General features: G+C 60.8%; 16 protein-coding genes. 6 read left to right on the forward strand and 10 right to left on the reverse strand.

Going from position 1 to position 23,166, the window contains the following annotated elements; all coding sequences use genetic code 11:
• Positions 1-42: 42 nt before the first annotated feature.
• On the reverse strand, positions 43-1,110 hold the full coding sequence (locus FYK55_RS06735; RefSeq protein WP_150075614.1) for a hypothetical protein: 1,068 nt from the start codon (positions 1,108-1,110) through the stop codon (positions 43-45).
• A 252-nt stretch (positions 1,111-1,362) separates the two neighbouring features.
• Between FYK55_RS06735 and FYK55_RS06740 the strand changes: the two genes are divergently transcribed.
• Positions 1,363-2,844 carry an aldehyde dehydrogenase family protein gene (locus FYK55_RS06740; protein ID WP_150075615.1) on the forward strand — a complete coding sequence of 494 codons (1,482 nt, stop codon included), beginning with the start codon at positions 1,363-1,365 and terminating at the stop codon, positions 2,842-2,844.
• A 141-nt stretch (positions 2,845-2,985) separates the two neighbouring features.
• Positions 2,986-4,962 carry a YjhG/YagF family D-xylonate dehydratase gene (locus FYK55_RS06745; protein WP_201743639.1) on the forward strand — a complete coding sequence of 659 codons (1,977 nt, stop codon included), beginning with the start codon at positions 2,986-2,988 and terminating at the stop codon, positions 4,960-4,962.
• A gap of 33 nt (positions 4,963-4,995) precedes the next feature.
• Here the strand turns inward: FYK55_RS06745 and FYK55_RS06750 are convergent, their stop codons facing one another.
• From FYK55_RS06750 to tilS, 3 genes are all read right to left on the reverse strand, one after another.
• Positions 4,996-7,053, reverse strand: a complete 2,058-nt coding sequence (locus tag FYK55_RS06750; RefSeq protein WP_150075616.1) for a PTS sugar transporter subunit IIA — start codon at positions 7,051-7,053, stop codon at positions 4,996-4,998.
• Positions 7,054-7,071: 18 nt separating this feature from the next.
• The gene (locus tag FYK55_RS06755; protein ID WP_150075617.1) at positions 7,072-9,216 is read right to left on the reverse strand and encodes an FAD-dependent oxidoreductase; all 2,145 of its coding nucleotides are present in this window, start codon (positions 9,214-9,216) and stop codon (positions 7,072-7,074) included.
• Between the two features lie 141 nt (positions 9,217-9,357).
• Positions 9,358-10,440: a tRNA lysidine(34) synthetase TilS gene (tilS, locus tag FYK55_RS06760; RefSeq protein ID WP_150075618.1), complete on the reverse strand. Its 1,083-nt coding sequence runs from the start codon at positions 10,438-10,440 to the stop codon at positions 9,358-9,360.
• A gap of 292 nt (positions 10,441-10,732) precedes the next feature.
• Between tilS and rny the strand changes: the two genes are divergently transcribed.
• Together rny and FYK55_RS06770 are read left to right on the forward strand one after the other, a co-directional pair.
• Entirely contained in the window at positions 10,733-12,421 is a 1,689-nt protein-coding gene (rny, locus tag FYK55_RS06765; protein WP_315854039.1) for a ribonuclease Y, read from the forward strand.
• Between the two features lie 85 nt (positions 12,422-12,506).
• Entirely contained in the window at positions 12,507-12,719 is a 213-nt protein-coding gene (locus tag FYK55_RS06770) for a hypothetical protein (RefSeq protein WP_161604347.1), read from the forward strand.
• Here the strand turns inward: FYK55_RS06770 and ruvA are convergent.
• The 3 genes from ruvA to cysS are packed head-to-tail and all read right to left on the reverse strand — an operon-like array spanning position 12,701 to position 15,504.
• On the reverse strand, positions 12,701-13,333 hold the full coding sequence (ruvA, locus tag FYK55_RS06775) for a Holliday junction branch migration protein RuvA (protein WP_150075620.1): 633 nt from the start codon (positions 13,331-13,333) through the stop codon (positions 12,701-12,703). The two genes, FYK55_RS06770 and ruvA, sit on opposite strands and share 19 nt — an antisense overlap.
• 9 nt (positions 13,334-13,342) lie before the next feature.
• Positions 13,343-13,822 carry a crossover junction endodeoxyribonuclease RuvC gene (gene ruvC / locus FYK55_RS06780; protein ID WP_150075860.1) on the reverse strand — a complete coding sequence of 160 codons (480 nt, stop codon included), beginning with the start codon at positions 13,820-13,822 and terminating at the stop codon, positions 13,343-13,345.
• Between the two features lie 59 nt (positions 13,823-13,881).
• Complete coding sequence (gene cysS / locus FYK55_RS06785) at positions 13,882-15,504, reverse strand: cysteine--tRNA ligase (RefSeq protein ID WP_150075621.1); 1,623 nt, start codon at positions 15,502-15,504, stop codon at positions 13,882-13,884.
• A 770-nt stretch (positions 15,505-16,274) separates the two neighbouring features.
• Here cysS and ppdK point away from each other — a divergent pair.
• Both ppdK and FYK55_RS06795 read left to right on the forward strand, forming a co-directional pair.
• Positions 16,275-18,914 (forward strand): pyruvate, phosphate dikinase, encoded by a 2,640-nt coding sequence (ppdK, locus tag FYK55_RS06790; RefSeq protein WP_150075622.1) that lies wholly within the window; start codon positions 16,275-16,277, stop codon positions 18,912-18,914.
• A 209-nt stretch (positions 18,915-19,123) separates the two neighbouring features.
• Positions 19,124-19,687: a hypothetical protein gene (locus tag FYK55_RS06795; RefSeq protein ID WP_150075623.1), complete on the forward strand. Its 564-nt coding sequence runs from the start codon at positions 19,124-19,126 to the stop codon at positions 19,685-19,687.
• Positions 19,688-19,780: 93 nt separating this feature from the next.
• On the opposite strand, the gene FYK55_RS06800 is transcribed toward FYK55_RS06795, so the two are convergent.
• The 3 genes from FYK55_RS06800 to FYK55_RS06810 all read right to left on the reverse strand — a co-directional run bounded on the left by FYK55_RS06800 (position 19,781) and on the right by FYK55_RS06810 (position 23,108).
• Positions 19,781-21,184: a phytoene desaturase family protein gene (locus FYK55_RS06800; RefSeq protein ID WP_235908481.1), complete on the reverse strand. Its 1,404-nt coding sequence runs from the start codon at positions 21,182-21,184 to the stop codon at positions 19,781-19,783.
• A gap of 30 nt (positions 21,185-21,214) precedes the next feature.
• Positions 21,215-21,475, reverse strand: coding sequence for an acyl carrier protein (locus FYK55_RS06805; protein WP_150075624.1), 261 nt, complete (start codon positions 21,473-21,475; stop codon positions 21,215-21,217).
• Positions 21,476-21,848: 373 nt separating this feature from the next.
• Positions 21,849-23,108 (reverse strand): beta-ketoacyl-[acyl-carrier-protein] synthase family protein, encoded by a 1,260-nt coding sequence (locus FYK55_RS06810; RefSeq protein WP_150075625.1) that lies wholly within the window; start codon positions 23,106-23,108, stop codon positions 21,849-21,851.
• Positions 23,109-23,166: the final 58 nt, after the last annotated feature.

Here is a 23,166-nt window from a genome sequence, read left to right on the forward strand (position 1 = left end):
CTCCTGGTGGTCGTAAGTGCAGTTCGTCGGACACGTGTTGCTTTAGCGATAGTAGCTGCCGCCGGTTCCGGTACTGGGGTAGCCGCTGGTGGTCGGGTAAGCACTCGAGCCTGAAGTGCTGCCGGGGGCGTATCCGCCACCGGAGCTGGGCAACGAGGCATCGGGTTCTGCCGTCAGGTCGGCACTGGCCGTGGAAAACGATGGCGACGACGCCCCGGGTGCGGGGACCGTTGACTCTGCCGATTCGGTGCCAGCGGTCGATGAAGCATTGGAAACGGCCGTTGCCAATTCACTGGTTGCCGAAGACGAGGACTTCGGCGTGAAAGGTTTGCTGTTGACCGCTCCGCCGACATCCGCCATCGAATCGGGCAGGGTGAATCCCCCGCCGGTCGCACCGGCGGGCGGGCTGGACGGACTTTCGTTGCCACTGCCGGGCATTGCAAATCCGGATGTCGAACCGGTTGCGACGGACTCCGACGCCGGACCGCCGGTCGGCAACCCGTAGGCGCTCGGCGGCGAGGCGGATCCGCCCGGCGGCGTGGCCCCGGGATAGGATGACGGCATCACGTAGCTGTCATTGGTGTCGCTGCCTCCGGCGGTGCTTGCCACCGGGGACTCGGCGCGGGTTCCGTACTTGTAACCGGCCGGGATGGCCGGTACCGAAGCGTTGGACGTGGAGCTTGCGGATGCCTGGCTGGCATAATTGGACGCACCGGAAGTGCTTGCCACGTCAAAGCCGTTGGCTCGCGCCGCGGCCAGATTGGCTCCCGCCGCCGACGAATTGCTGGCTGCCACATCAAAGCCGGTGACCGGATCATCCGGTGCCCCCTTGCTGATCGGCGTGTCGGCCGATGCGATGGACGTGGTGGGACTGTCACCCTGAGTGCCACCGGCAACCGACGCGATTGCATGGGGCGTGGCCGACTCGCTCGGCGGAGCCGGATAGGTCGTCGACGGCCCATTGCCGGCTAACATTTCGGCCGAAGGTTGATTGCGGCTACCGAACATGTTCCATGAGGGCATGCCGCTCCGGCAACCTGTGGAAGCGAACATCGCGGTCGCACATCCGGCGAGCAACAACCGCTGCTGTAGTTTGGTTCGTTTCTGCATCCTTGCAGCCTTCTGCCTTATTCGCACAGTTTGATTTTCGCGCACCGTCAAAACGGATCGACTCCTGAATGGCGGCACTTGAGGAAAAACCGAAATCATCGCTCTGATTCGACCGGCAATCCGTTGCCCGCCTGCGGTTCCAACTCCGTTATCTTCGAACCTAAGACGGCCGGCGAAACCAAGTCAATATCACTTGCACCCCCACCGGCGGGCTTCAATCCGCTACAAATGATTCTTTTGGAGGAGATCCCGATGAGTACCACGCTTTCCGATGCTCCCAAGGGCGCGAGCGACGTCGAAGTCAAACACACCGAGTGTTTTATTGATGGCAAATGGGTTCCCGCCGCCAGCGGCAAAACGTTTGCCACCATCAACCCGGCCACCGAACAAGAAATCGCCCAGGTCGCCGAAGGCGATGCCGAAGACGTCGATGCCGCCGCCAAGGCCGCCCGGCACGCCTTTGAATCCGGGGATTGGCCGAAAATGGATGCCCGCGATCGCGGTCGGTTGATGTACCGGCTGGCCGACCGGATGGAGGAAGAGATTCAATCCTTGGCGGCCCTGGAAACGCTGGACAATGGCAAACCGTACCGCGACAGCTTGACCGCGGACCTGCCACTGGCAATCGACGCGATTCGATACTACGCCGGATACGCCGACAAGTTGCACGGCAGCACGATTCCGATCCGCGGAAAGTACCTGTGCTATACGCGTCGCGAACCGGTCGGCGTGGCCGGTCAAATCATCCCCTGGAACTTTCCGCTGTTGATGCTGGCTTGGAAGTGGGGGCCGGCGTTGGCGGCAGGATGCACGATCGTGATGAAGCCCGCCGAACAGACGCCACTGACCTGCCTGCGGATGGCCCAGATTGCCAAGGAGGTCGGATTTCCAGACGGCGTCATCAACGTCGTGCCAGGCTTCGGGCCGACCGCCGGTGCCGCCTGCGTGAAACATCCGTTGATCGACAAGATCGCCTTCACCGGCGAGCACCGCACCGCGCAGATCATCACTCGCGATTCCGCCGACACCCTGAAACGGCTGACGTTTGAACTGGGCGGAAAAAGTCCCAACGTCGTGTTTGCCGATGCCGATCTGGATGCCGCCGTGCAAGGGGCGTACATCGGATTGTTCCTGAACCAAGGTCAATGCTGCTGTGCCGGCAGTCGCGTCTTTGTGCAAAAGGAATGTCACGACGAGTTCGTCGAAAAGCTGACGGCTTTGACCATGAAGCGGAAAGTGGGCGATCCGTTTTCCGCCGACACCGAACAGGGGCCCCAAGTCGACCGCGATCAGTTCGACAAAATCATGTCGTACATCCAGAAAGGCAAAGGCGAGGGCGCCAATTGCCTGACCGGTGGCAATCGCGTCGGCGAGCAGGGCTATTTCGTCGAGCCGACGATCTTTGATGATGTCCGCGATGACATGGCGATCGCGACCGACGAGATTTTCGGTCCGGTCATGAGCGTGCTGACCTTTGATGACAAAGAAGACATGCTGCGTCGGGCCAACAACACTTTCTACGGTTTGGCCGCGGCGGTCTGGACCCGGGACCTGTCCCAGGCCCACGATTTCGCCGCCCGCGTCCGCGCCGGAACCGTGTGGGTCAATTGCTATGACGTGTTCGACGCCGCCGCACCGTTCGGCGGATTCAAGATGAGCGGCTACGGCCGAGAGCTTGGCGAAGAAGGGTTGAAGCCCTACACCGAAAGCAAGACCGTCACGGTCGCCCTGTAGGTGGCCCTGTAGGTCGCCGAATTGTCGGTGGTGGCCGGCCCGCTTGGCGGATGCCCTTGGCGTCCTGACCAAGTGCCGATCTCGGAGGGAACTGGTAAGCTTTTTGGCTTACCCGTTCCTCCGCTGCACCGGTGTGTTTCCGTGACTGGCTTCTTTGACATCCCACCCGATCCCGATTCCCTTCGCACGCACGCGCCCGGACCTTCGGGATCGCTGCCGCTGACCGACGACATCCTGAAATCCTGGTCCTCCGGCGATCTCTTCGGTCTGACCCAAAGCGTGGGAATGGGATTCGACCCGCGGCGCGTTCTGGGCGACCAGTACCTGATCCTCAGCACCCAAGGCGGGTTGCGAGAAAACGATGGGACGCCACTGGCCCTGGGCTACCATACCGGTCACTGGGAGATCGGGATGCTGGTCCGGGCCGCCGCCGAACAGTTGACTCGACGCGATGCCGTTCCGTTCTCGGCTTACTGTAGCGATCCCTGTGACGGCCGCAGTCAAGGCACGCAGGGGATGTTTGATTCCCTGCCCTACCGCAATGACGCGGCGATCATCTTTCGCCGCCTGATTCGCTCCCTGCCCCAGCGCAAGGCGGTGATCGGGATTGCGACCTGCGATAAGGGGCTGCCGGCCATGATGATGGCCCTGGCCGGTTGCGGCCATCTACCCAGCGTTCTGGTCCCCGGCGGCGTCACGCTGCCGGCCACGGTCGGGGAGGACGCGGGAAAGGTCCAATCGATCGGCGTCCGTTACGCCCGCGGAGAAATGTCTTTGGAGGAAGCGTCGCTGGAAGGCTGCCGCGCCTGCGGAACACCCGGCGGTGGGTGCCAGTTTCTGGGGACCGCGGCCACCAGCCAGGTGGTCGGTGAAGCGTTGGGGATGACCGTGCCGCATGCGGCCTTGGCACCCAGCGGTGGACCGATCTGGACGCAACTGGCTCGTGATTCGGCGGACGTCGCGATTGAAATGGTGTCGCGCCAACTGACGCTGTCCGAAATCCTGACCGAAGACGCCCTGTACAACGCGGTGCTGATTCACGCGGCGGTCGGTGGCAGCACCAACCTGCTGCTGCACATTCCGGCAATCGCCGCCGCAGCGGGCTTGCAACGCCCCGATGCGTCCGCTTTTCGCGAGGTCAACCGGCTTGTCCCGCGATTCGTCGACTGCCTTCCCAACGGCCCCGTGGGCCATCCCACAATCCGCTTCTTCCTGGCCGGCGGTGTCCCCGAAGTCGCCTGGCATCTGCGGGAATTGGGTCTGTTGCGATCAAACGCCAGAACGGTCACGGGAATGACCTGGGACGAAATCCTGGATCAGTGGCAAGACAGCGACCGGCGGCGGTTCTGCCGTCAACGCCTGGCCGAATCCGACGGCATCGATCCCGAGGATGTGATCGTCCCACCGCAACGCGCCGCGGACAAAGGTCTGACCCCCACGGTCTGCTTTCCCGTCGGCAATCTGTGTCCGGAAGGATCGGTGATCAAAGCCACGTCGATCGATCCCAGCGTCATCGATGCGGACGACGTGTACCGCAAACGCGGACCGGCACGCGTCTTCACGCGCGAACGCGACGCGATTGCTGCCGTCAAAGGCCAAACGGACCGTCCGATCGCCGCCGGTGACATCATCGTTCTGATCGGTCGGGGCCCCATCGGTTGCGGCATGGAGGAGACCTATCAGATCACGTCGGCCCTGAAGTACTTGTCGTTCGGCAAGCAAGTCGCGCTGATCACCGATGCCAGGTTCTCCGGCGTCAGCACCGGGGCGTGCATCGGGCACGTCGGTCCGGAAGCTCTGGACGGGGGACCGATCGCCAAGGTTCGCGACGGCGACATCGTCGAAATCGAGATCGATCGTCGCAGCTTGGACGGCCGAGTCGAATTGATCGAATCCGCCGACGGGATTCCCGCCGAACAACTGTTGCGTGACCGCTCGCCCCACCCGGACCTGAGGACCGAGAGCAACATTCCCGATGACACGCGACTGTGGGCCGCTTTGCAACGAGTCGGCGGTGGGGCCTGGGGCGGATGCGTTTACGACGTCGATGAAATCATTGCGACATTGCAGGCCGGCATGGAGGCTCGGAAGAAGCAGCCCAGCTCGGCGACCGGATGATGATGTGACAACCGACACCGTTGACCGGCCGCTCTACACCCAGTGCAGTTCTTCCTCATCGGGCGCCTCATCCGCGTCCAGAAAGGCCAGTTGGTCGCGATCGAAGAATCGCCCGAGAATCGCTCGCACCGGGACCAGCAAGACCACGAAGATCGGGAACAAGATCCGCACCGGCTGGCTGGGAAACACGTTGATGATGCACAGCACCACCAGGCAAACGAACTGCACCAGCGTGAACAAGTGGATCGTCCGAATGGGGACGCGGCGTGTGTAGTGGTTGACCGGGTACAAGGCGGAATCCGTCAACCACAACCCCATCCGTTCGATGAACTGGATGCCCCGCAACGAAACGAATCCCATGTACAGGAAAATCCCGTACAACGCCGCCATCGGGACCAGTTCCAATAACGGCAAAGCCAGCAGCGTGGCGCCGATCAACACGTGAATCACCAGTCCCGTCACGCGGTTTTCATGAACGTGAATGATCCGCTCCTGTGTCTGTCCGTTCGGTTTGACCACTTCTTCGATATCCGAAAGGGCACGAATATGGGCCAGGGAGCGTACGGTCGCCGCCACCATCCAGGGCCATCCGAACAGCGAGCACAATCCGATCAGTGCTCCCACCACGGCCAAGTCCAGGTGATAGGAGTCGCCTTTCTCCAGTTTGTTCTGAGGGCTGTTGACCAGCCGGGACGTGATGTTCTGTGACAGGAACACCAGCACGGTGGCAAGAATCGCCGGGCCAATGGCCGCAATCTTGACTCCCCACGGCACGCTCCACAGATCGACCAACCAACCGCTTGGGGATGCTTCGCCGGTCGACGAAACTTCCAACGTGTCCAACGTCGTCGCATCACCCAACCACCAGGCGGCGCCCACCATCGCCCCCAGCGCGATTGACGGACCAAAGTCTGCCAGGAACTCCCGCATCCAAGCGACCAGGTACTTGCTGCGGCGAAATCCGGCCAACGTCATCGCGATGTAGAACGTTCCGACCGCGATCACCAACGCCAGTAGCGCCTTTTCGTTGGAGCCCGCCGCCGTATCAGCCTGGTCGAACGTCGCGACCACACCTTCAATCGCCTTGTAGATGAAGATGATCGACATCAGGACCGAGAAGATTTCATCGGTGAACCGAGTGAAATATCGCATCAGGTTGCTGGCGTTGGTCACCGCCAGCAGAACGGTCAGCAGACTGGTCCAGATCCCGACCCAGCCATAGACGCCCAGGAACTGATTCCCCAGTTCGTAATCGCGGCACAGCTGGTACAAGATGATGGTGAAAATCAGCAGCGGGCCGATGCCGCCCAAAATGATCAGGGGTCCGCCGGCAAACAGCGCGTACAGAATTCCGCACACCGCAGTCGACAACAGCATTTCACCTGGACCGATCATGCCGCCGGTTTCCTGCCCCATCAATCCGCCGAAGGTCACCGCCGGCGCCACACAGGCAAAGTACATGAACACAATCGACGCGATGCTTTTGGTCCGCAGCCCGTCAATGAAATCCTGGCGATAGGACGGCAAACGTCGTCGAATGTCGGCCATCAGCCCCGCGAAGGGTCGCCAGGGCGTTTTCAACCCTTCGGAAACCTCCCGCGGCTTTGGCGGCTTGGAAAGCACGTTGCGTTTGATGTGCCGTTCCATCGCCTCGCGGACATCGTCCACGTTGCTGGCGTACGTCACTTCGAAGTGGAACACATTGTCGCTCATCATCCGAGCAATCAGCGACAGGGTGTCCAAATGCTGCGACGTCTGGTCGGTCGATCCCAGCAGCAGAAAGATGTAGCGGGTAGCGATCCCGTCGGGAGCCCCCATGTTGACGCCGCGTTTGAGCCGGATGAACACCATCGCCGACTCTGAAATCTGGTCGTCGTAATAGTGTGGCACCGCGCACGCGTGCCCGATCGCGGTCGGAACCAGCTTTTCACGTTCCAGCAGCCCGTCGATGACCATTTGCCGCTGACTTTCCGCGACGCGCCCGGACTGAACCAGAAAATCGACCGCCGCCTCGATGACTTCAGGCATCGTCTGCGCATCGAGGTTCAGCAGACAGCTTCCCTGCGAAAGCGACTTCAGCAGCATTTTCATGGATTCAATTCCACACGTTCAATCGGTCCGTATCCAACGTACCGCGTCGGCAATGACATAACCATCGGTGCCCTCGTTACTGATCGTGACCTCGGCCATTTGATCTTTGGTCAAATCGATCGTTCCGACAGATTCAAAAACACCGTCGACCGAAGGCGGTCGTCGCTGATCCAGCCGAACCGACACATTCGGATCCTCGCCACCGAACTGCACCGGGACGTTGCTGGCGCGATTGGTATTGGGGGAATACGCGATTTGAACGTCGTATCGTCCCGCCGGCAGCTCCGCCCGGAATGTGACCCGACAACTGCCATCGCCGACCTTGTTGTCGTGCCGATATCCATGCAGAAAAAACGGCGTGTTCGCCTCGCTGGACTTCCAAACGCCCTCAAATCGGGCTGCAGAATCATCGACCAGCACACCGGCAACCTGCTTCGGATCCAGTCCCTTGCCGGCCGGCGTGTCAAACTTCAACACCTGGCCATCGGCGATCAATCGTTCACGAAGTTTCTCATACGAAACGTCTTGGACCGCGACTCCGTCTTCAATCGCGTGAACCGCCGCCGTCGCCGCACTCTGCCCCAGAATCATGAATACCGGTTCCATTCGAATGGAACCGAACGCGATGTGCGAGCTGGAAACGCACACGGGCACCAGCAGGTTCTTGCAATCGTCTCGCCGCGGCACCAGTGATGCGAAGGCGATTTCGTAGGGCCCATGCGTCGACACGCCAATGTCGCCTTCATTCTGCACGCTACCTTCCGGCGTGATGTACCGCTGCACATTGTGAGAATCGATCGAATACGACCCCATGCCCACCGAACCAGGCGTCGGACGCCGCTTCCGCAGTTCGTTTTCGGTCATCACAAACTGACCGATCATCCGTCGGGCTTCTCGAACGTACAGCTGATGTGGCCAATTCCCGTTGTCAAGGAACTCGTCGCCAGCCAGTCCCCAGCGATTCATTTCATTGCGGACGTCCTCGGGAACCCGCGGATCGGTGCAAATGAAATACAGCCAGCCTTTCTGGTACGTCTCGTGTTCGCGGAGGATCTCGCGGCGGCGAGCGTAGCTTGCCTCGGGGTAGTCGTAGTTGAAACCGATGTTGTCCGTGCTCATCGGTCCATGATTGTTCGTATCGGTTTTGTGATTCGGGATCGGGTCGAACTTTCGGAACGTTGCATCCCATCCCGCCTGATAGATTCGGGCCAACAGCTCGTATTGCGAAGCGTCGTATCCGTCGGGCTTGGTGAACGCGACGCGGTTCTCCGGATGATCCGTCAGACACATCCGGAAACAATAAGCTTGAACCCGGTGGTCGGCTGAACCTTTGTCCCCGGGCGGATCGGTGCTGATTCGCGGCAACACGCCGCTGGTCGGATCGTCCGGATCGTTGTACGGGCTGATCGGGGGCAGATTTCCGAAGTGATGCTCGTGATGCAGCACACCGGTCTGCACCCCGTTCCACTGCTCGCCATACTGATCGGCGGATTCGCGACCGACGTGGTAGGGCACTCCCGCGGCTGCCATCAAATCGCCTTCATAGGTTGCATCCAAAAACACCTTGCCGCGGTAGGAAGCACCGCTGAGCATGCGGATCGAATCGATCGAACCGTTTTCGAGAATCACGCCGTCGTCGCGGTCCAACCACTGATCGCGGTGAACCGGAATCTCATATTCGCGGACGTAATCTTCAAAGACCTTCTCCGCCACGTGCGGCTCGAAGATCCACTGCGTTCGGTTCTCGCCGTCGATGGCTGCGTTGCCTTGTCCCTTGTTGCCGTAGCTCTCCTGTGATTGCCATTTCCAGGTTTCCGGCTTTTGATACTCCTGGTAAATCCGGTGATAGAAATCTCGCGCCAATCCGCCGATGACTTCTTTCTTTCCGGTATCCGTCCACCCCAAGCCGCCGCTGGTCAAACCGCCCAAATGCTTGTCGGGGCACACAATGACGACAGATCGCCCCATCTGCTTCACCTGCACCGCGGCCGTCACGGCAGCCGACGTCCCGCCATAGATCACCACGTCGTAGCCTTCAGGCTCGGCGGCCAGAACGCGGCCGCTCGCAGCAGAGAGCAGCGCGCCGGTGACGACTCCCAGTCGAGCCCAAGTGCAGAGGACGCGGAGCAAACCAACGGTCGATAGGGAACTTTTCGTGTGCATCAAACGACTAGGATCCACGGGAAAGGGGAAAAGCGGGTGTTGCCAGCCGGGCGTGAAAACCCCGCATGTCACAAGCACAGCAGAACCGCTGGGCGGTCGATCGGCACCGCAACGATCACACCGGGGCGCATTGGTGGGACGTCACGTCGGCCGCAGTGTAGTCGACCGGGCCTGCCGGCGCAGAAAGCAGACGGCCTGTTGATCGCGGCGAACCTCGATCGCGCCCGGCAAAGTGATCGTCGCCGGTCCCTCGCCACACAGAATCTGGAAAACCGAATTCCATTGTCGCTGCCCGAAGGGCTGCAACGGCCAACCACGCTGATACCAACATCGCCGCAACGATTCGACCACGATGGCCTGATCCGACGTGGCCGACGCAGAGTCGCCGGACGCGGCCGACACCGACCGATCCAACCGTTGAATGCGAAGCGGTTGCTGGGAAATCACATTGGATTCGATCCATGACTGCACGCGTGACTCCATCGCCTCCGCCCATTGTCGCTGGCCGGAAATGGCGCGATCGATTGCTTCGACCGCGTCGGGAAACTCCGTTTGCAACCGAGGGATCAGCTCGTGGCGTACCCAGTTGCGTCGGTAACGCGTGGACGTGTTGGTACGATCCTCGCGCCAATCCTGGCCCAACTGGTGCAACGCCTGTCGAATCTGTTGTCGCCGCACCGCCAGCAACGGACGGGCGACCACCAAATCGCGATCCTCGGGGCGATGGGACAGACTTCGAAATGGGCTGATCCCCGTCAATCCCGCCGGCCCGGTCCCCCGGAGCAGACGGTGCAACACTGTTTCGACGTTGTCATCCAGTGAGTGGCCCATCGCGACGTAGCGGGCGCCGTGGCGACGCGCAACATCGCCCAAAAATTGTCGCCGGTCGTCCCGGGCCGATTGCTCATCTTCTTGCTCCCCGGTCCCCGCCTCGGACTCGAACCGTAGTCCCAAATCATTAGCCAATTGACGAACAAACGACACATCGGCTTCAGATTCGGCACCACGCAAACGGTGATTGAAATGTGCGACGACCAGAACCCCCTGGGGCTCGCCGAGCCGTGTTGCGGAGTCGGCAATCCGCTCGCCGAGCCCGCGCACCAGTGCCACGCTGTCCGCCCCGCCGCTGCAAGCGACCACGACGCCGACGTCGCGGTAACGGTCCACGGGCCAGGCCGCCTCGATCGCCCGCAGCGTTTCCGACCACGCTGGAGATTTATTCATGGGATTCCGAAAATCGGGCTGCGAGATGATCGGCGATAACACATTGCACACGCACACTTCAGGCAAATTTGGTAGGATCTTGCCCACGATCTGTACCCGGTACGGGCACCCGTCACCGGATCGCCGATCGCCGGGTTAGCGGCCCCGACCGATTGCCACCCGCCGTTGCCAATCGGCATGCCCCCACCGGGACCCCACTAGCTTACAAATCTCCTCTGCCTACCGAATTCCCCATTGAACATGCCGTCGATGAATTCGACCACGGCGCTGTTGGTGTGCGGCCGATCGGCTGATGGAATCTCCTGACCGGTTCGAAATGCTGTTTCCCTCCACGTCACCCGAATCCCTCCTGCTCCCCCTGCTCCGGGGCGATTGGCCGCTGCTCTGGTGCGATTGGCCGCTGCTCGGGGTCTCTTTGTCTTTCGACGACAATTTTCCCCTGTACGCGCTCGCCGGAGTGCTCGCCGGTGCCGTGCTGATGCTCGGCTACCAGCGTTGGAAGTACTCGGTTTACAAAATCCGCTTGGCCGAGAAAGCCGACGAATTGCTGAACGAGGCGCACCGCGAATCGGAAGCGTTGAAGTCGCAGATCCTGCTGGAGGCCAAGGAAGAGGCGCTCAAGATCAAATCCGCCAGCGAGTCCGAGATTGCCGATTCACGGCGGGGACTGCTGGCCCGAGAGGAGAAACTGGATCGCCGAAGCGAGCAGTTGGATCAGCAGGAGGCCGCGCTGAGGAAGCAGCAACGAGGGCTGGAGAACAGCCAAAAACGGCTGGACCTCGGGCTGCGTCAATTGAGCGAAAAACGCGGCGAACTGGACGGGCTGGAGCAACGGCAGATGCAACTGCTGGAAAAAATCTCCGGCCTGTCCCGCGCCGAGGCGACCGATCGTTTGATGAAAACGCTCAATGAGGAACTTGAGCACGAACGCGGCAAGGTACTGCTGAAACAAAAGAAGCGGATCGCCGAAACCGCGCGGGAACAGAGCCGCAAGCTGCTGCTGACCGCGATCCAGCGTTACTCCTCGGCCTTCACCGCCGACACCACCACCAGCAGCGTGGACGTCCCGACCGATGACATGAAAGGGCGGATCATTGGCCGCGAAGGCCGCAACATCCGCGCGTTCGAGAAAGCCACCGGCATTGACCTGATCATTGATGACACCCCGGGCGTGGTCTTGGTCAGCGGGTTCGATCCGGTTCGCCGCGAGATCGCCCGACGTGCGTTGACCAAGTTGATTGCCGACGGCCGCATCCATCCCTCAAAGATCGAGGAAACCGTCGAAGAAACCGGCAAGGAAATGCAAGAGTTGATCATGCAGAAAGGTCGCGAAGCGGCCGACGAGGTCAACGTCCCCGGGCTGTCGGATCGGTTGTTGGAGATGCTCGGACGCCTGCATTTCCGAACATCCTATAGTCAGAACGTGTTGCGGCACAGCATCGAAGTCGCCTTCCTGTCCGGCATGATCGCCGAAATGCTGGGCATGAACGGCGATCTGGCGCGACGCTGCGGGCTGCTGCATGACATCGGCAAGGCGGCCGACCACGAATTGGAAGGCGGTCACCCAAAAATCGGCGCCGACCTGTTGCGGAGAAACAACGAAGCCCCCGAAGTCGTTCACGCCGCACTCGGCCATCACGACGAGATCGTCGTCGAACACCCCTACACCATGATCGTCGCCACCGGAGACGCCTGCAGCGCCAGCCGCCCGGGCGCGCGGCGCGAGTCATTGGAACGCTACATCAAGCGGATGGAAGAACTGGAATCGATCGCGATGCGGTTCGAGGGTGTCCGCCAGGCCTTTGCAATCAGCGCCGGCCGAGAAGTCCGCGTGATCGTCGACAGCACCACTACCAGCGACGAACAGGCGGCCGTGGTGTGTCACGAAATCGCCAAAGCATTCGAACGCGAGTTGCTGTATCCCGGCGAAATCAAAGTCACGGTGATGCGCGAGACCACGTTCATCGAGACCGCCAAGTAGCCATCCCGGATCCCGTGCGAAATCCGGGAAGCGGAGCTAGAGCGTCTGATTTGCGGTTGCGTAATCGCCAACGGTGGATGCGATCGTGATCGCTGTGGGCGGCGCCGATCCACCGTCTGGCGACGGTGGCTACACGGATCCACTGTCTGGCTACACGGATCCACTGTCTGGCTACACCGATCCACCGTCTGGCTACACCGATCCACCGTCTGGCGACGGTGGCTACGCCGACGTGCCGTGTGGCGACGGCGGATGGCTGGGGACCGGCACATCCGACGGTCAAGTCGATTTCTGGTAGATGGCCGTCAACAGCGACTCGGTGTCCTTGAACTTCTTCTTGCTTGCCAAGGCTTCATCGATCAGCTTTCGCGCATCGGACTCGGTGTGCCCCAGCGTGATCAGAGCATCGAACGTTTCGCTGACCACCTGATTGCTCTCGCCAGCGGACTCTCCGGCCGGCCCCGCGGACTGGTCGACCATCAGGGCAAAACGGGGCATCTTGCGACGCAGTTTGGCGATGATCCGTTCGCTGGTCGCGGGACCGATGCCGGGGAGCGCCGACAAGCCCTTCGCGTCTTGCTGCTCGATCATCACGGCCAATTCTTTGACCGGTCGCACCATCGCCCGCAGCGCTTTCTTCACGCCCACGCCGTCAACGCTGCAGAACAAGTCAAAGAATTGACGCTCCGGTTCGGTGGAGAACCCGACCAGCCGAGGCGTCAATCGGCCACCACCCTGGGCATTGCCTTCGATGTAATCCATCGTGTGCAGACGGATCGACTGTCCGATCTGTCCTTGCAATTGCCGACGGGTGTAGTCGCCGACCAGAACTTCGTATTCGAACGGATCCGACTGGATCGCGACCGAAGATTCGGTGACGCTGGAGAGCTTTCCTGCGATGGTTAGAATCACGTTGGCAATCTATCCGAACAGAGGGTTGTGGCTGAGGTGAAAACCGCAGATGGCGATGGACAGGGCATCGGCAACGTCGGCCGGTTCGGGGACTTCGTTCAGGTTCAGCTGCAGTTTGACGGCCTGCTGCATTTGATGCTTGGGTGCATGTCCGTTGCCGGTCATCACCTTCTTGACCTTGGTCGGTTCGAAGCTTTTGACGGGGATGCCGGCGGATCCGGCGGCCAGGCAGATCACCCCGCGGGCATGCCCCATCAGGATCGCCGTCTTGGGCCGCGAGTAGTGGGAAAACAACTGTTCCAGTGCCACGAAATCCGGGCGATGCTCCTCGATCACCTCGACGACGCCACTGTAAATCTCGGTCAGCCGGACTTCGATCGCCGCTTTGGCAGGGCTGCGGACCACGCCGGCTTCGACCAATTGAAACTGGCCGCCGCTGACCCGGACCACGCCGTAACCGGTGATATTCAATCCCGGGTCGATTCCCAGGATGGTCACCGGGTTTCCACCGGCTTGGGCGCCGGCCAGCTTGACCGCCGCACTGGGCTTCATGCCGTCACTTCCCAACTTGTTCCGTCTTTCTTGTCCAGCAAGGAGATGCCGATCTCGCCCAACCGATCTCGGATCGCATCGCCGGTCGCGTAATCCTTTCGCTCGCGTGCTTCCTTTCGCAGATCGATCAGCAGTTGCACCGTCTTGTCCAACAATTCGTCGGACGCACCGTCACCACCGCTGGCCGGCGGCTCCTTGACGAATAGCCCCAGCACGTTGGTCATTTCCTTCAGGCAGCGGGTGGCTGCGACCAGGGAACTTACGGCCGGTGAAGCAGCATCGGCGCCGGCGGCAAGCTGTTTCTGATCGACAAATCGGTTGCACAGCCGCACCCAGTCGAACAGCACGCTGATGGCCGCGCCGGTATTGAAGTCGTCGTCCATCGCGTCCAGAAACTTCTGACGCAATGCGTGAACGTCCCGCAACAGCTCGTCGTCGCCCGGATCGAACTCGCCCTCCGGACGTGTTTTCGCCGGCGCCAACTGTTGCCCGGGCTCGTTCTTGTCGTCGTAAAACGACCGACCGCTGATCTGCTCGAATCGCTCGAAATAGCGGTAGAAAGCGTCCAGCGACGCACCGGCTTCTTCCAAACCGGCTTCGCTGTAGACGATCGTCGAACGGTAGTGCGTTCGCAGCAGGAAAAACCGAATGCGGGTGCCGGTGTGCCGCCGAATCAACCCGCTCAGGCCGCCGTCACCTTTGGAACGGCTGATCTTTCCCGCCGTGTCCGCTTCCGCATCGGCACCTTCCCGATCGCTTTTTCCGCCGACCTTGCCTTTCTCGCCGGCGCGCATCAATCCGTTGTGCATCCAATACTTGACCATCGGTGCGTCGTGGCAGCACCCGCTTTGGGCAAGTTCGTTTTCGTGGTGCGGGAACATCAGGTCCAGGCCGCCGCCGTGGATATCGAAGGTATCGCCCAGGATCTCGTGACTCATCGCGGAACACTCAATGTGCCAGCCCGGACGGCCGGCACCCCAGGGGCTATCCCAAGAGATCTCACCCGGCTTGGCAGCCTTCCAAAGTGCGAAGTCACCGGACGATCGCTTTTTGGCCGCCGCCTCGCCGCCCTCGCCCTGTTGCGCGTCGACGCTGCGATTGGACAGCTGGCCGTAGTTGGGATCCTTGGTCACGTCAAAGAACACGTCGCCGTCGACCGCGTAGGCGTGATCCTTTTCGATCAGCCGCTCGATGAACGAGATGATGTTCGGCATGTGATCGGTCGCCCGCGGCATGTAGTCGATCTGGTTGACGCCAAGCTCGCGAAGATTGGCCAGGTAGTCGGCCGTCATCTCCGTGGCGATCTGGGAAACCGGGATGCCGCGTTCTTTGCTCTTGTTGATCAGCTTGTCGTCGACGTCGGTGATGTTGACGACCCAGGTCACGTCGAACCCGCAGTACCGAAGGTAGCGTTTGACGGTGTCAAAAATCACCGGACCGACCATGTGGCCGATGTGAGACTCCGCGTAAACCGTTGGCCCGCAAAGGTAGATGCCGACGGCCGGCGGAGCCAGCGGCTCAAACGGCTCCTTGCTCTTGGTCAACGTGTTGTAGATGCGCAATCGGTTGGTAGCGGTGGTCACTGCTGCGGGGCTCACTTCGGGGGTGGCGGTGCTCATGGTTCGGGGCATCGGTGATGCGGCGTTGGTAAGGGATCGTTGGTGAACGACAGACGGATGGTGAACAGCAGGCGGTTGGTGAACAGCAGGCGATGGAGCCCCGGGATCGGCGCCGCGAGGGCCACTGCCTCTGGCGGCGGCCATGCCACGTCATCCGGCAAACCGCAGCGGCGTGCCCACCCGACCGGTCGGCCCGCCGTCATCCCCACGGAACGCTGTCATCCCCGCGAAGCCTTTCTCCGGCCACGCCGACCGGGGCGGCAGGCGCTCCCGGCACGGTCGTCGGCTTGGGACCTGCAACCGAGCACCGACCGACCTGATCTCGCGCGGGGCTGGGCGCCGGTACGGCAACCACCGTCGCCCTAGCATCCGGTTCTGTCCATCGGCACGGGCACGACTGCACGGGCACGACGGTTGTGGTCAGACGCATCCACCTGGGTGGGATCCGAATTGTAGAGACCCTGGGGAATCTCGCCGAGACCGATTAGGGCGATTGCCTCTCATTGACCAAAACGGTTGTCGCAAATAGATTTAGGGCCGCTCGGCGGGTCTAGGTGGTTGAATCGGGCGACTTAGGCGATTTTGATCCCAAAAATCGCGGCCTCACCAAGCCGAGCCGACATGCCCCCGATTCCTCCCGGATGTCTACTTTCTCCCGAGTTTTTTGCGACAAATTCGTCCTCACGATCCTTGAACGTAACCCAGGATATCGACGGTCTTTTGTCGTGTGCTCACGCCCCCCTTTGAGACGGTTTCGATAGAGAACAACCATGGCGAACAAGATGGTCTATTACTTCGGTAAGACAAAAACCGAAGGCAAAGGCAAACCCAAGAACTTACTCGGTGGAAAAGGCCTGAACCTGGCTGAAATGACATCGATCGGTCTGCCCGTCCCTCCCGGATTCACGATCACCACCGAAGTCTGCGATCAGTACTACAAGGCCGGCGAAAACCTGCCCCACGGCCTGATGGACGAAGTTGCCAAGGCCGTCAAGAAGCTGGAAAAGGAGTTGGGCAAGAAGTTCGGTGACGACTCCAACCCGCTGCTGGTCAGCGTTCGCTCCGGGGCCGCGGTCAGCATGCCGGGGATGATGAACACCATCCTGAACCTCGGTCTGAACGATGCCGCCACCGAGGGCTTGGCCAAAGCGACCAAGAACGAGCGTTTCGCTTACGACGCTTACCGCCGGCTGATCAACATGTTCGGCGACGTGGTGATGGGCATGGACCACCACCAGTTCGAAAAAGCGTTCGACAAGATCAAGAAAAAGCACAACGTGACCGTCGACAACGAAGTTCCGGCCGAAGGCCTGAAAGAGTTGTGCGAAGCCTACAAGGATGTCTACAAGAAACACACCGGGGAAGATTTCCCGCAGGATCCGGTGGCACAGCTGGAATTGGCCATCAAGGCTGTTTTCGGATCTTGGAATACCGACCGCGCGGTGAAGTACCGCGAGATCGAAAACATTCGCCACCTGCTGGGGACCGCCGTCAACGTCCAATCGATGGTCTACGGCAACATGGGTGACGATTCGGGCACCGGCGTGGCCTTCACCCGCAACCCGAACACCGGCGAGAACAAGTTCTACGGCGAATTCCTGGTCAACGCCCAGGGCGAAGACGTCGTCGCGGGGATCCGCACCCCGCAGCCGGTCGCCGAAATGCCCAAATGGAACCGCGCGATTCACCGCGAACTTCTGGAAGTCAAGAAGACGCTGGAGAACCACTACTGCGAAATGCAGGACATCGAGTTCACCATCGAACGCGGCACCCTGTACATGCTGCAAACGCGTACCGGCAAGCGAACCGGCATCGCAGCGGTCAAGATCGCTTGCGACCTGGTCAAAGAAGGCCTGATCAGCGAGAAAGAAGCCGTGATGCGGGTCCCGCCGAACGCGTTGACTCAATTGCTACTGCCGAGCTTCAAGACGACCGCCCGCAACGCGGCCGACGTGCTCTGCAAAGGCATCAACGCATCGCCCGGTGCCGCCGTCGGGAAATTGGCATTCACCGCCGAAGACGCCCGGCTTCGCAAAGACGCCGGCGAAGATGTGATTCTGGTGCGCCGCGAGACCAGCCCCGAAGACGTCGACGGCATGAGCGCCGCCGTCGGCATCCTGACCAGCACCGGTGGTGCGACCAGCCACGCGGCCGTCGTCGCCCGGGGCTGGGGCAAGTGCTGCGTCGCCGGAGCCAGTGACGTCCAGATCGACGAGAAAGCCAAGAAGATTCGCGTCAACGGCAAGACCTACGGTGCCAACGACATCATCAGCCTGGACGGCACCACCGGCGAAGTCATGCTGGGTTCCGTTGAAACCCAGGAACCCAAACTCTCCGGTGACTTCGCCAAGCTGATGAAGTGGGCCGACGAGTACCGCACCATGGCGGTCCGCACCAACGCCGATTCGCCGGCCGACAGCAAACGGGCCCGCGAGTTCGGCGCCGAAGGCATCGGGCTGTGCCGAACCGAGCACATGTTCTTCGAGCCGGATCGGATCGTTCATATGCGGGCGATGATCCTGGCACAGGATGAACAAACCCGTCGCGACGCCCTGAAGAAGCTGTTGCCGTTCCAACGCAAAGACTTCGAAGGCATCTTCAAGGCGATGAGCGGGCTGCCCGTGACGATCCGCCTGCTGGATCCGCCGCTGCACGAATTCCTGCCGAACGAGCCAGGTCCCCAAAAGGAAATGGCCGACCAGTTGGGCGTGAAAGTGGGCGAGATCAAGAAACGCAATTCGGCCCTGCACGAAGCCAACCCGATGCTCGGTCACCGTGGTTGCCGTCTGAGCATCACCTATCCGGAGATCCTGGAAATGCAGGTCCGGGCGATCACCGAAGCCGCCATCAATTGCGCCGGCAAGAAGGTCAAAGCCCATCCGGAAATCATGATTCCGCTGGTCGGCACCTACCAGGAACTGGCCATCCTGCGTCGCAAAGTCGAAGAAACGATCGCCGCGACCATCAAGGCCAAGAAGTTTGACGGCAACCTGGACATTTCGATCGGGACCATGATCGAGATCCCACGTGCCGCACTGACCGCCGACGAAGTCGCCGAACACGCCGACTTCTTCAGCTTCGGCACCAACGACCTGACCCAGATGACATTCGGTTACAGCCGCGATGACGTCGGCGGGTTCTTGCCCGACTACCTGGAGCAAGAGATTGTCGAAGTCGACCCGTTCCAGTCGCTCGACCAGACCGGCGTCGGCCAACTGGTCGAAATGGGTGTCCAGAAAGGACGCAGCACCAAGAAGGCCCTCAAGGTCGGCATCTGCGGTGAACACGGCGGCGATCCGAGTTCCGTCGAATTCTGCCACCGCGTCGGGCTGAACTATGTCAGCTGCAGCCCGTTCCGCGTGCCGATCGCTCGGCTAGCCGCCGCCCAAGCGGCGATCCAAAACAGCTGATCACGGCTCGCAACGCGATGACATCACATGCGTCGGCCGATCCCCAGGGATCGGCCGACGTTTTTCGTTTTACGAACAGCGTCCCGAGTCGAAGGAGGGTGTATCAACGCCAATCGCGAAAGCTGCATAACCTCCTCGCGGGAAGGTGAACCGGCTGATGTCGATACAATGTCCCCCGGGGGCGATTTCAATTCATCGGTGCGTTGGCCATGTTGGACTTTGAAGGGTCGCGAAACGAATTTCTGAACCTGCTGGCCGAAATGGGCGAGGAACCCGCCTTCGTGGCCCGCGCCCGGGCACCGGAACTCGCCCTGGATGGTCTGTTGCAGAGCTGCCTGGCAAAACGTGACGAACTGCTGCGGTGGCCCCAATTCCATTTTTCGATCCTGGCCAGCCGGGTGCAAAGAGACTGGTCGCGTTTGAGCCGTTGGATGAAAGGCTCCGACGCCGTCCGTCGACTGGAGAACCTGGACGCCGAACTCTCTCTGCCGCAATCGCCCAGGCCGTCGTGGATTGTTCGCGATCGTTCGGCGTTGCAACGGTTTGTTGAATCCGGGACCCGGTTCAACATCCATTGGCAGGACTTTCTCGAATGCCTGGACTTGGAAGCGGTCAATCGGCCTCGGCACGACTTCAACCGCTACTACGTCATCGAAAAAGCCTGCGCTTTCGGAAGCGAACGTTTCTGCCAGGACTTCATACCGCTCGATATGATCGACCATCCGTTTTTGATTCGCCGCTTCCCGCCGCTACAGCTGCCCGAATTGGCCTGAGCGGGATCGACCCTGGGGCCGAACCGGCCAGGATAAACTCATCGCATCGACGATCGACGCCCAGACTTTGGACGAACCGAGACGACCGCCCGCTCAACCCTGCAGACAATGCCGGTTGGCCATGCTGATGCCGCTGACGATCGCGCCGACAATGCCCACGAACCCCTGATCGGTCCCGCACAGAAACACGTTGGGCAGATGCGTCGTTCCATCCAACTGCTTGTCCGGAGCACCGTACACCGCACCGTTGTCGTGCCAGGTGAACCGCCGAATCGTCTTGGGTGTGAACACATCCGTGTCGATGACGTAGCCCCGAAAATCGGGCATGAACCGCACCGATGACTCAACCGCCTGATCGTACTGGCGAACCTTTTCGGCCTGGTACGCCGTTTCTGGCAAACCGCACCAACGATCGTGGTTGGCCAACGTGGTGATCCGCAGCACGCCATCGGGCAGTTCGCCCTCGTCGCCATCGTACAGGTAATTGTTGGGCGAACAGATCACTCCGGTGCGGGTGTCGCAAAGCTGATCTTCCGGCATCTGCCAGTGAAAGGTCTCGCTGTCGTTGTAGAACACGATCGTCCGATCGAACCCAAAGGACTGGGGCATCCGGTCCAGAATTGAAATCGATTCGATGAACGACAACCGCCCCGCGCGGGCCACGTCAACCTCGGTGACGTCGTCGCACAGACGTGCCGTTTCGACGGTGCCGGCCGAAGAGAGGATTCGCTCGGCCGTCAGTTCCGTCCCGTCGTCAAGCACCACCCCGACGGCTCGTCCCTGTTCGACGTGGATCTTTGCCACGCCGCTGCGCAATTTCAATTCACCACCGAGCCCGCGGAATTTGCGCACCAGGTTCTTCAGAATCACCCGTACGCCTTTGAACGGACGGCCGAATCCTTCCAGGTAGCAGGCCCGAAACATGATGCAGAACTGACCGAAATCCATGTCGTTCTCACGAGCGTTGCCATACCACATCAAGGGACACAGCAGCATCTCGATCAACAGCGGTTCGCTCAAATGTTCCGCCATCACGGATCTTGCGGAGCGGACGAACCGCTCATCGCTGCCGTCCATGTCGCTGTAGTCCAACAGCGAATCACAGAGCGAACGGAAACCGTCGACCTGTGAAGGAAACCGCTGTGCGATCTCACTTTCCAACAGTTCGATGTCGTTGTTGAAATCCAACGAGACTCCGGGAAACCGAATCGACGAACCGATTTGCTCGGCCAGCTTGAAATCTTCCCATCGGAATCGAAGCTGCCGAATCAGCTTTGCCAACGGCCCCTTCTTCGTGCCGCGACGGGCAAAGTTCGTCATCGCATGCAGGCCGACGTCGTAATCGCGTCCCCCCATGCGGTAGAAGGAATTCAATCCGCCGATCGTGTAGTGGCGTTCCAGAATGCAGACACGCTGGTCGTAATGGGCCAAGCGGATGCCGGCCGCCAAGCCGCTCATTCCGGCGCCGATGATGATGGTGTCGTAGTGCTCGGACACGAAGATCGGCGGGTTAGAAGCGTAAGGTGATCACGATTTGACGATGTCGCGCATCTTCGGTTCAAGATACTCGACGGTCGTGTTCATGCTGGCCAGCGCGCCGTAGTCTTCCTCGGGAATCTGGACGCGGTGGCGTTTCCGCAATTCCATCACGATGTCCAGAAAGTCCATGCTGTCCAATTCCAGCTGATCGCGGAATGGCACATCATCTTTCAAATCGTCCAGATCTTCATCGGGCGAGATATCTTCGAGGATGTCCAGGATTTCTTCGCGAATTTCAGCAGGCGTCATTGATTTCTGAGGTCAAAGGAGGGCGGGAAAGACTCATTTGCCAAACGCGAATCTTAACGCGTCCGGCGGGGATTTCGAAGTGCCCAAGTCCGCCGATTTTCCCAGACGACCTGCCGCAGGCCCCCTGGCTGGGAAGCCCCACTTTGCGTGAGCCGCGTGGCTCTGGTTCACCCTCCCGCGAGCGGGAGGGTCGCGGAGGAGCCCCGCGACGACGCGGGGAGGGTTGTTGCTGAGCCAGGAGATTTTGACATTCGCTTCCGACTCTACCCTCCCCGGAGAACTCGTTCCTCGTCTCCGACCCTCCCGCGAGCGGGAGGGTGAAGTGGTGGCAAAGCACGTCGTCGCTGGTCACCAATCCAGAGTTGAGGAACCCCTAGATGCGGCCGATGATGACCACCGAGTTGATTCCCAGCATCCCGAACGAATTGTTCAGGATGTAGTCGGTTTTGCGTCCTTCCTGGGGTTCGTTGAGTACCAAACCGGGGAGCCGGCAAGCCTCATCCAGCTGGTCCACGTTGATCGTGGGATGAACCACCGAATCGCGAAAGGACGACAAATTCCCGGCCAATTCCAACGCCCCCGCAGCTCCCATCGCGTGCCCGATGTAGCTCTTGGTGTTGTTGATGCGGACGTTCTCGCATTCTCCAAACACCTCCCGCAACGCCAGACACTCCTGGGCATCCCCGCTGGAGGTCCCGGTGGCGTGCGTGCTGACGATGTCAATCTGGTCGGCCTGCAGTCCGGCGCGCTGCAGCGCCATTTTGACGCACTCGGCCTGACGCTCGGGGTTGGGCAACACGAAATCAGTGGCGTCGGTGTTCATCGCGTATCCGACCAGCTCGCCGTAGATTTCGGCTCCCCGTCGCTTGGCGTCGCTCAAACGTTCCAACGTGTACAGGCAGCCGCCTTCGGCGACCACGATTCCGCTACGATCGACGTCGAACGGACGAGACGCTTTGGCCGGATCCTCGTGCCGGGCCAGAGCATTCTGGCTGTTGAAGCTGGCGAAGATGCCGAAGGTGTGAATGCTCTCACTGGTGCCACCGGCGATCGCCAAATCACACTCGTGCAACCGCAGCATCTGCGCCCCCTGGATGATCCCCGCGTTGCCGGCGGCACATGCCGCGCCGATCGTGTAGTGCGGTCCGGTGATCTTCATGCTCAAAGCGATCTCACCGGCCGGGTTGTTGGCCACGGTCCGCGGGTTGTGGTGGTGCGACCAGCAACTGGTGTCGTAGTCAAATCCCTTGATCACGTAGATCTCATTCTCGGTCTCGACGTTGCCGTGCTCGGTCACCCCGACATACACGCCGACCCGCGACTTGTCAGTATTCTCCCAATCGATGCCGGCGTGTCGGACCGCTTCGTTTGCGGCGTAAACGCCCACGCTGCCGGCACGGGTCCCCCGACGAATTTCCTTCTTGCTCTGGTAGCGGCGGGTATCAAAATCGCAAATCCCCGCCAGCGTCTCGCCGAAATAGCGCACTTCGTACGGCTGCACGCCGCTCCGCATCGACAGCAGGGCCTCGCGGTAGGATTCCCAATCGTTTCCGTTGGGCGCGGTCAGACCGATACCGGTGATGACGATTCGCTGATCGTCGGGCAGTTCGGAGGCACGATTGGGAGCGATCACGGTAGAAAATCCGTCCAAAACGGCGGGGAATGCGGCACGTCAAAAAGCCTGACGAAGT

Origin of the sequence: Roseiconus nitratireducens (assembly GCF_008629675.1) — a bacterium.
Classification (GTDB): domain Bacteria; phylum Planctomycetota; class Planctomycetia; order Pirellulales; family Pirellulaceae; genus Stieleria; species Stieleria nitratireducens.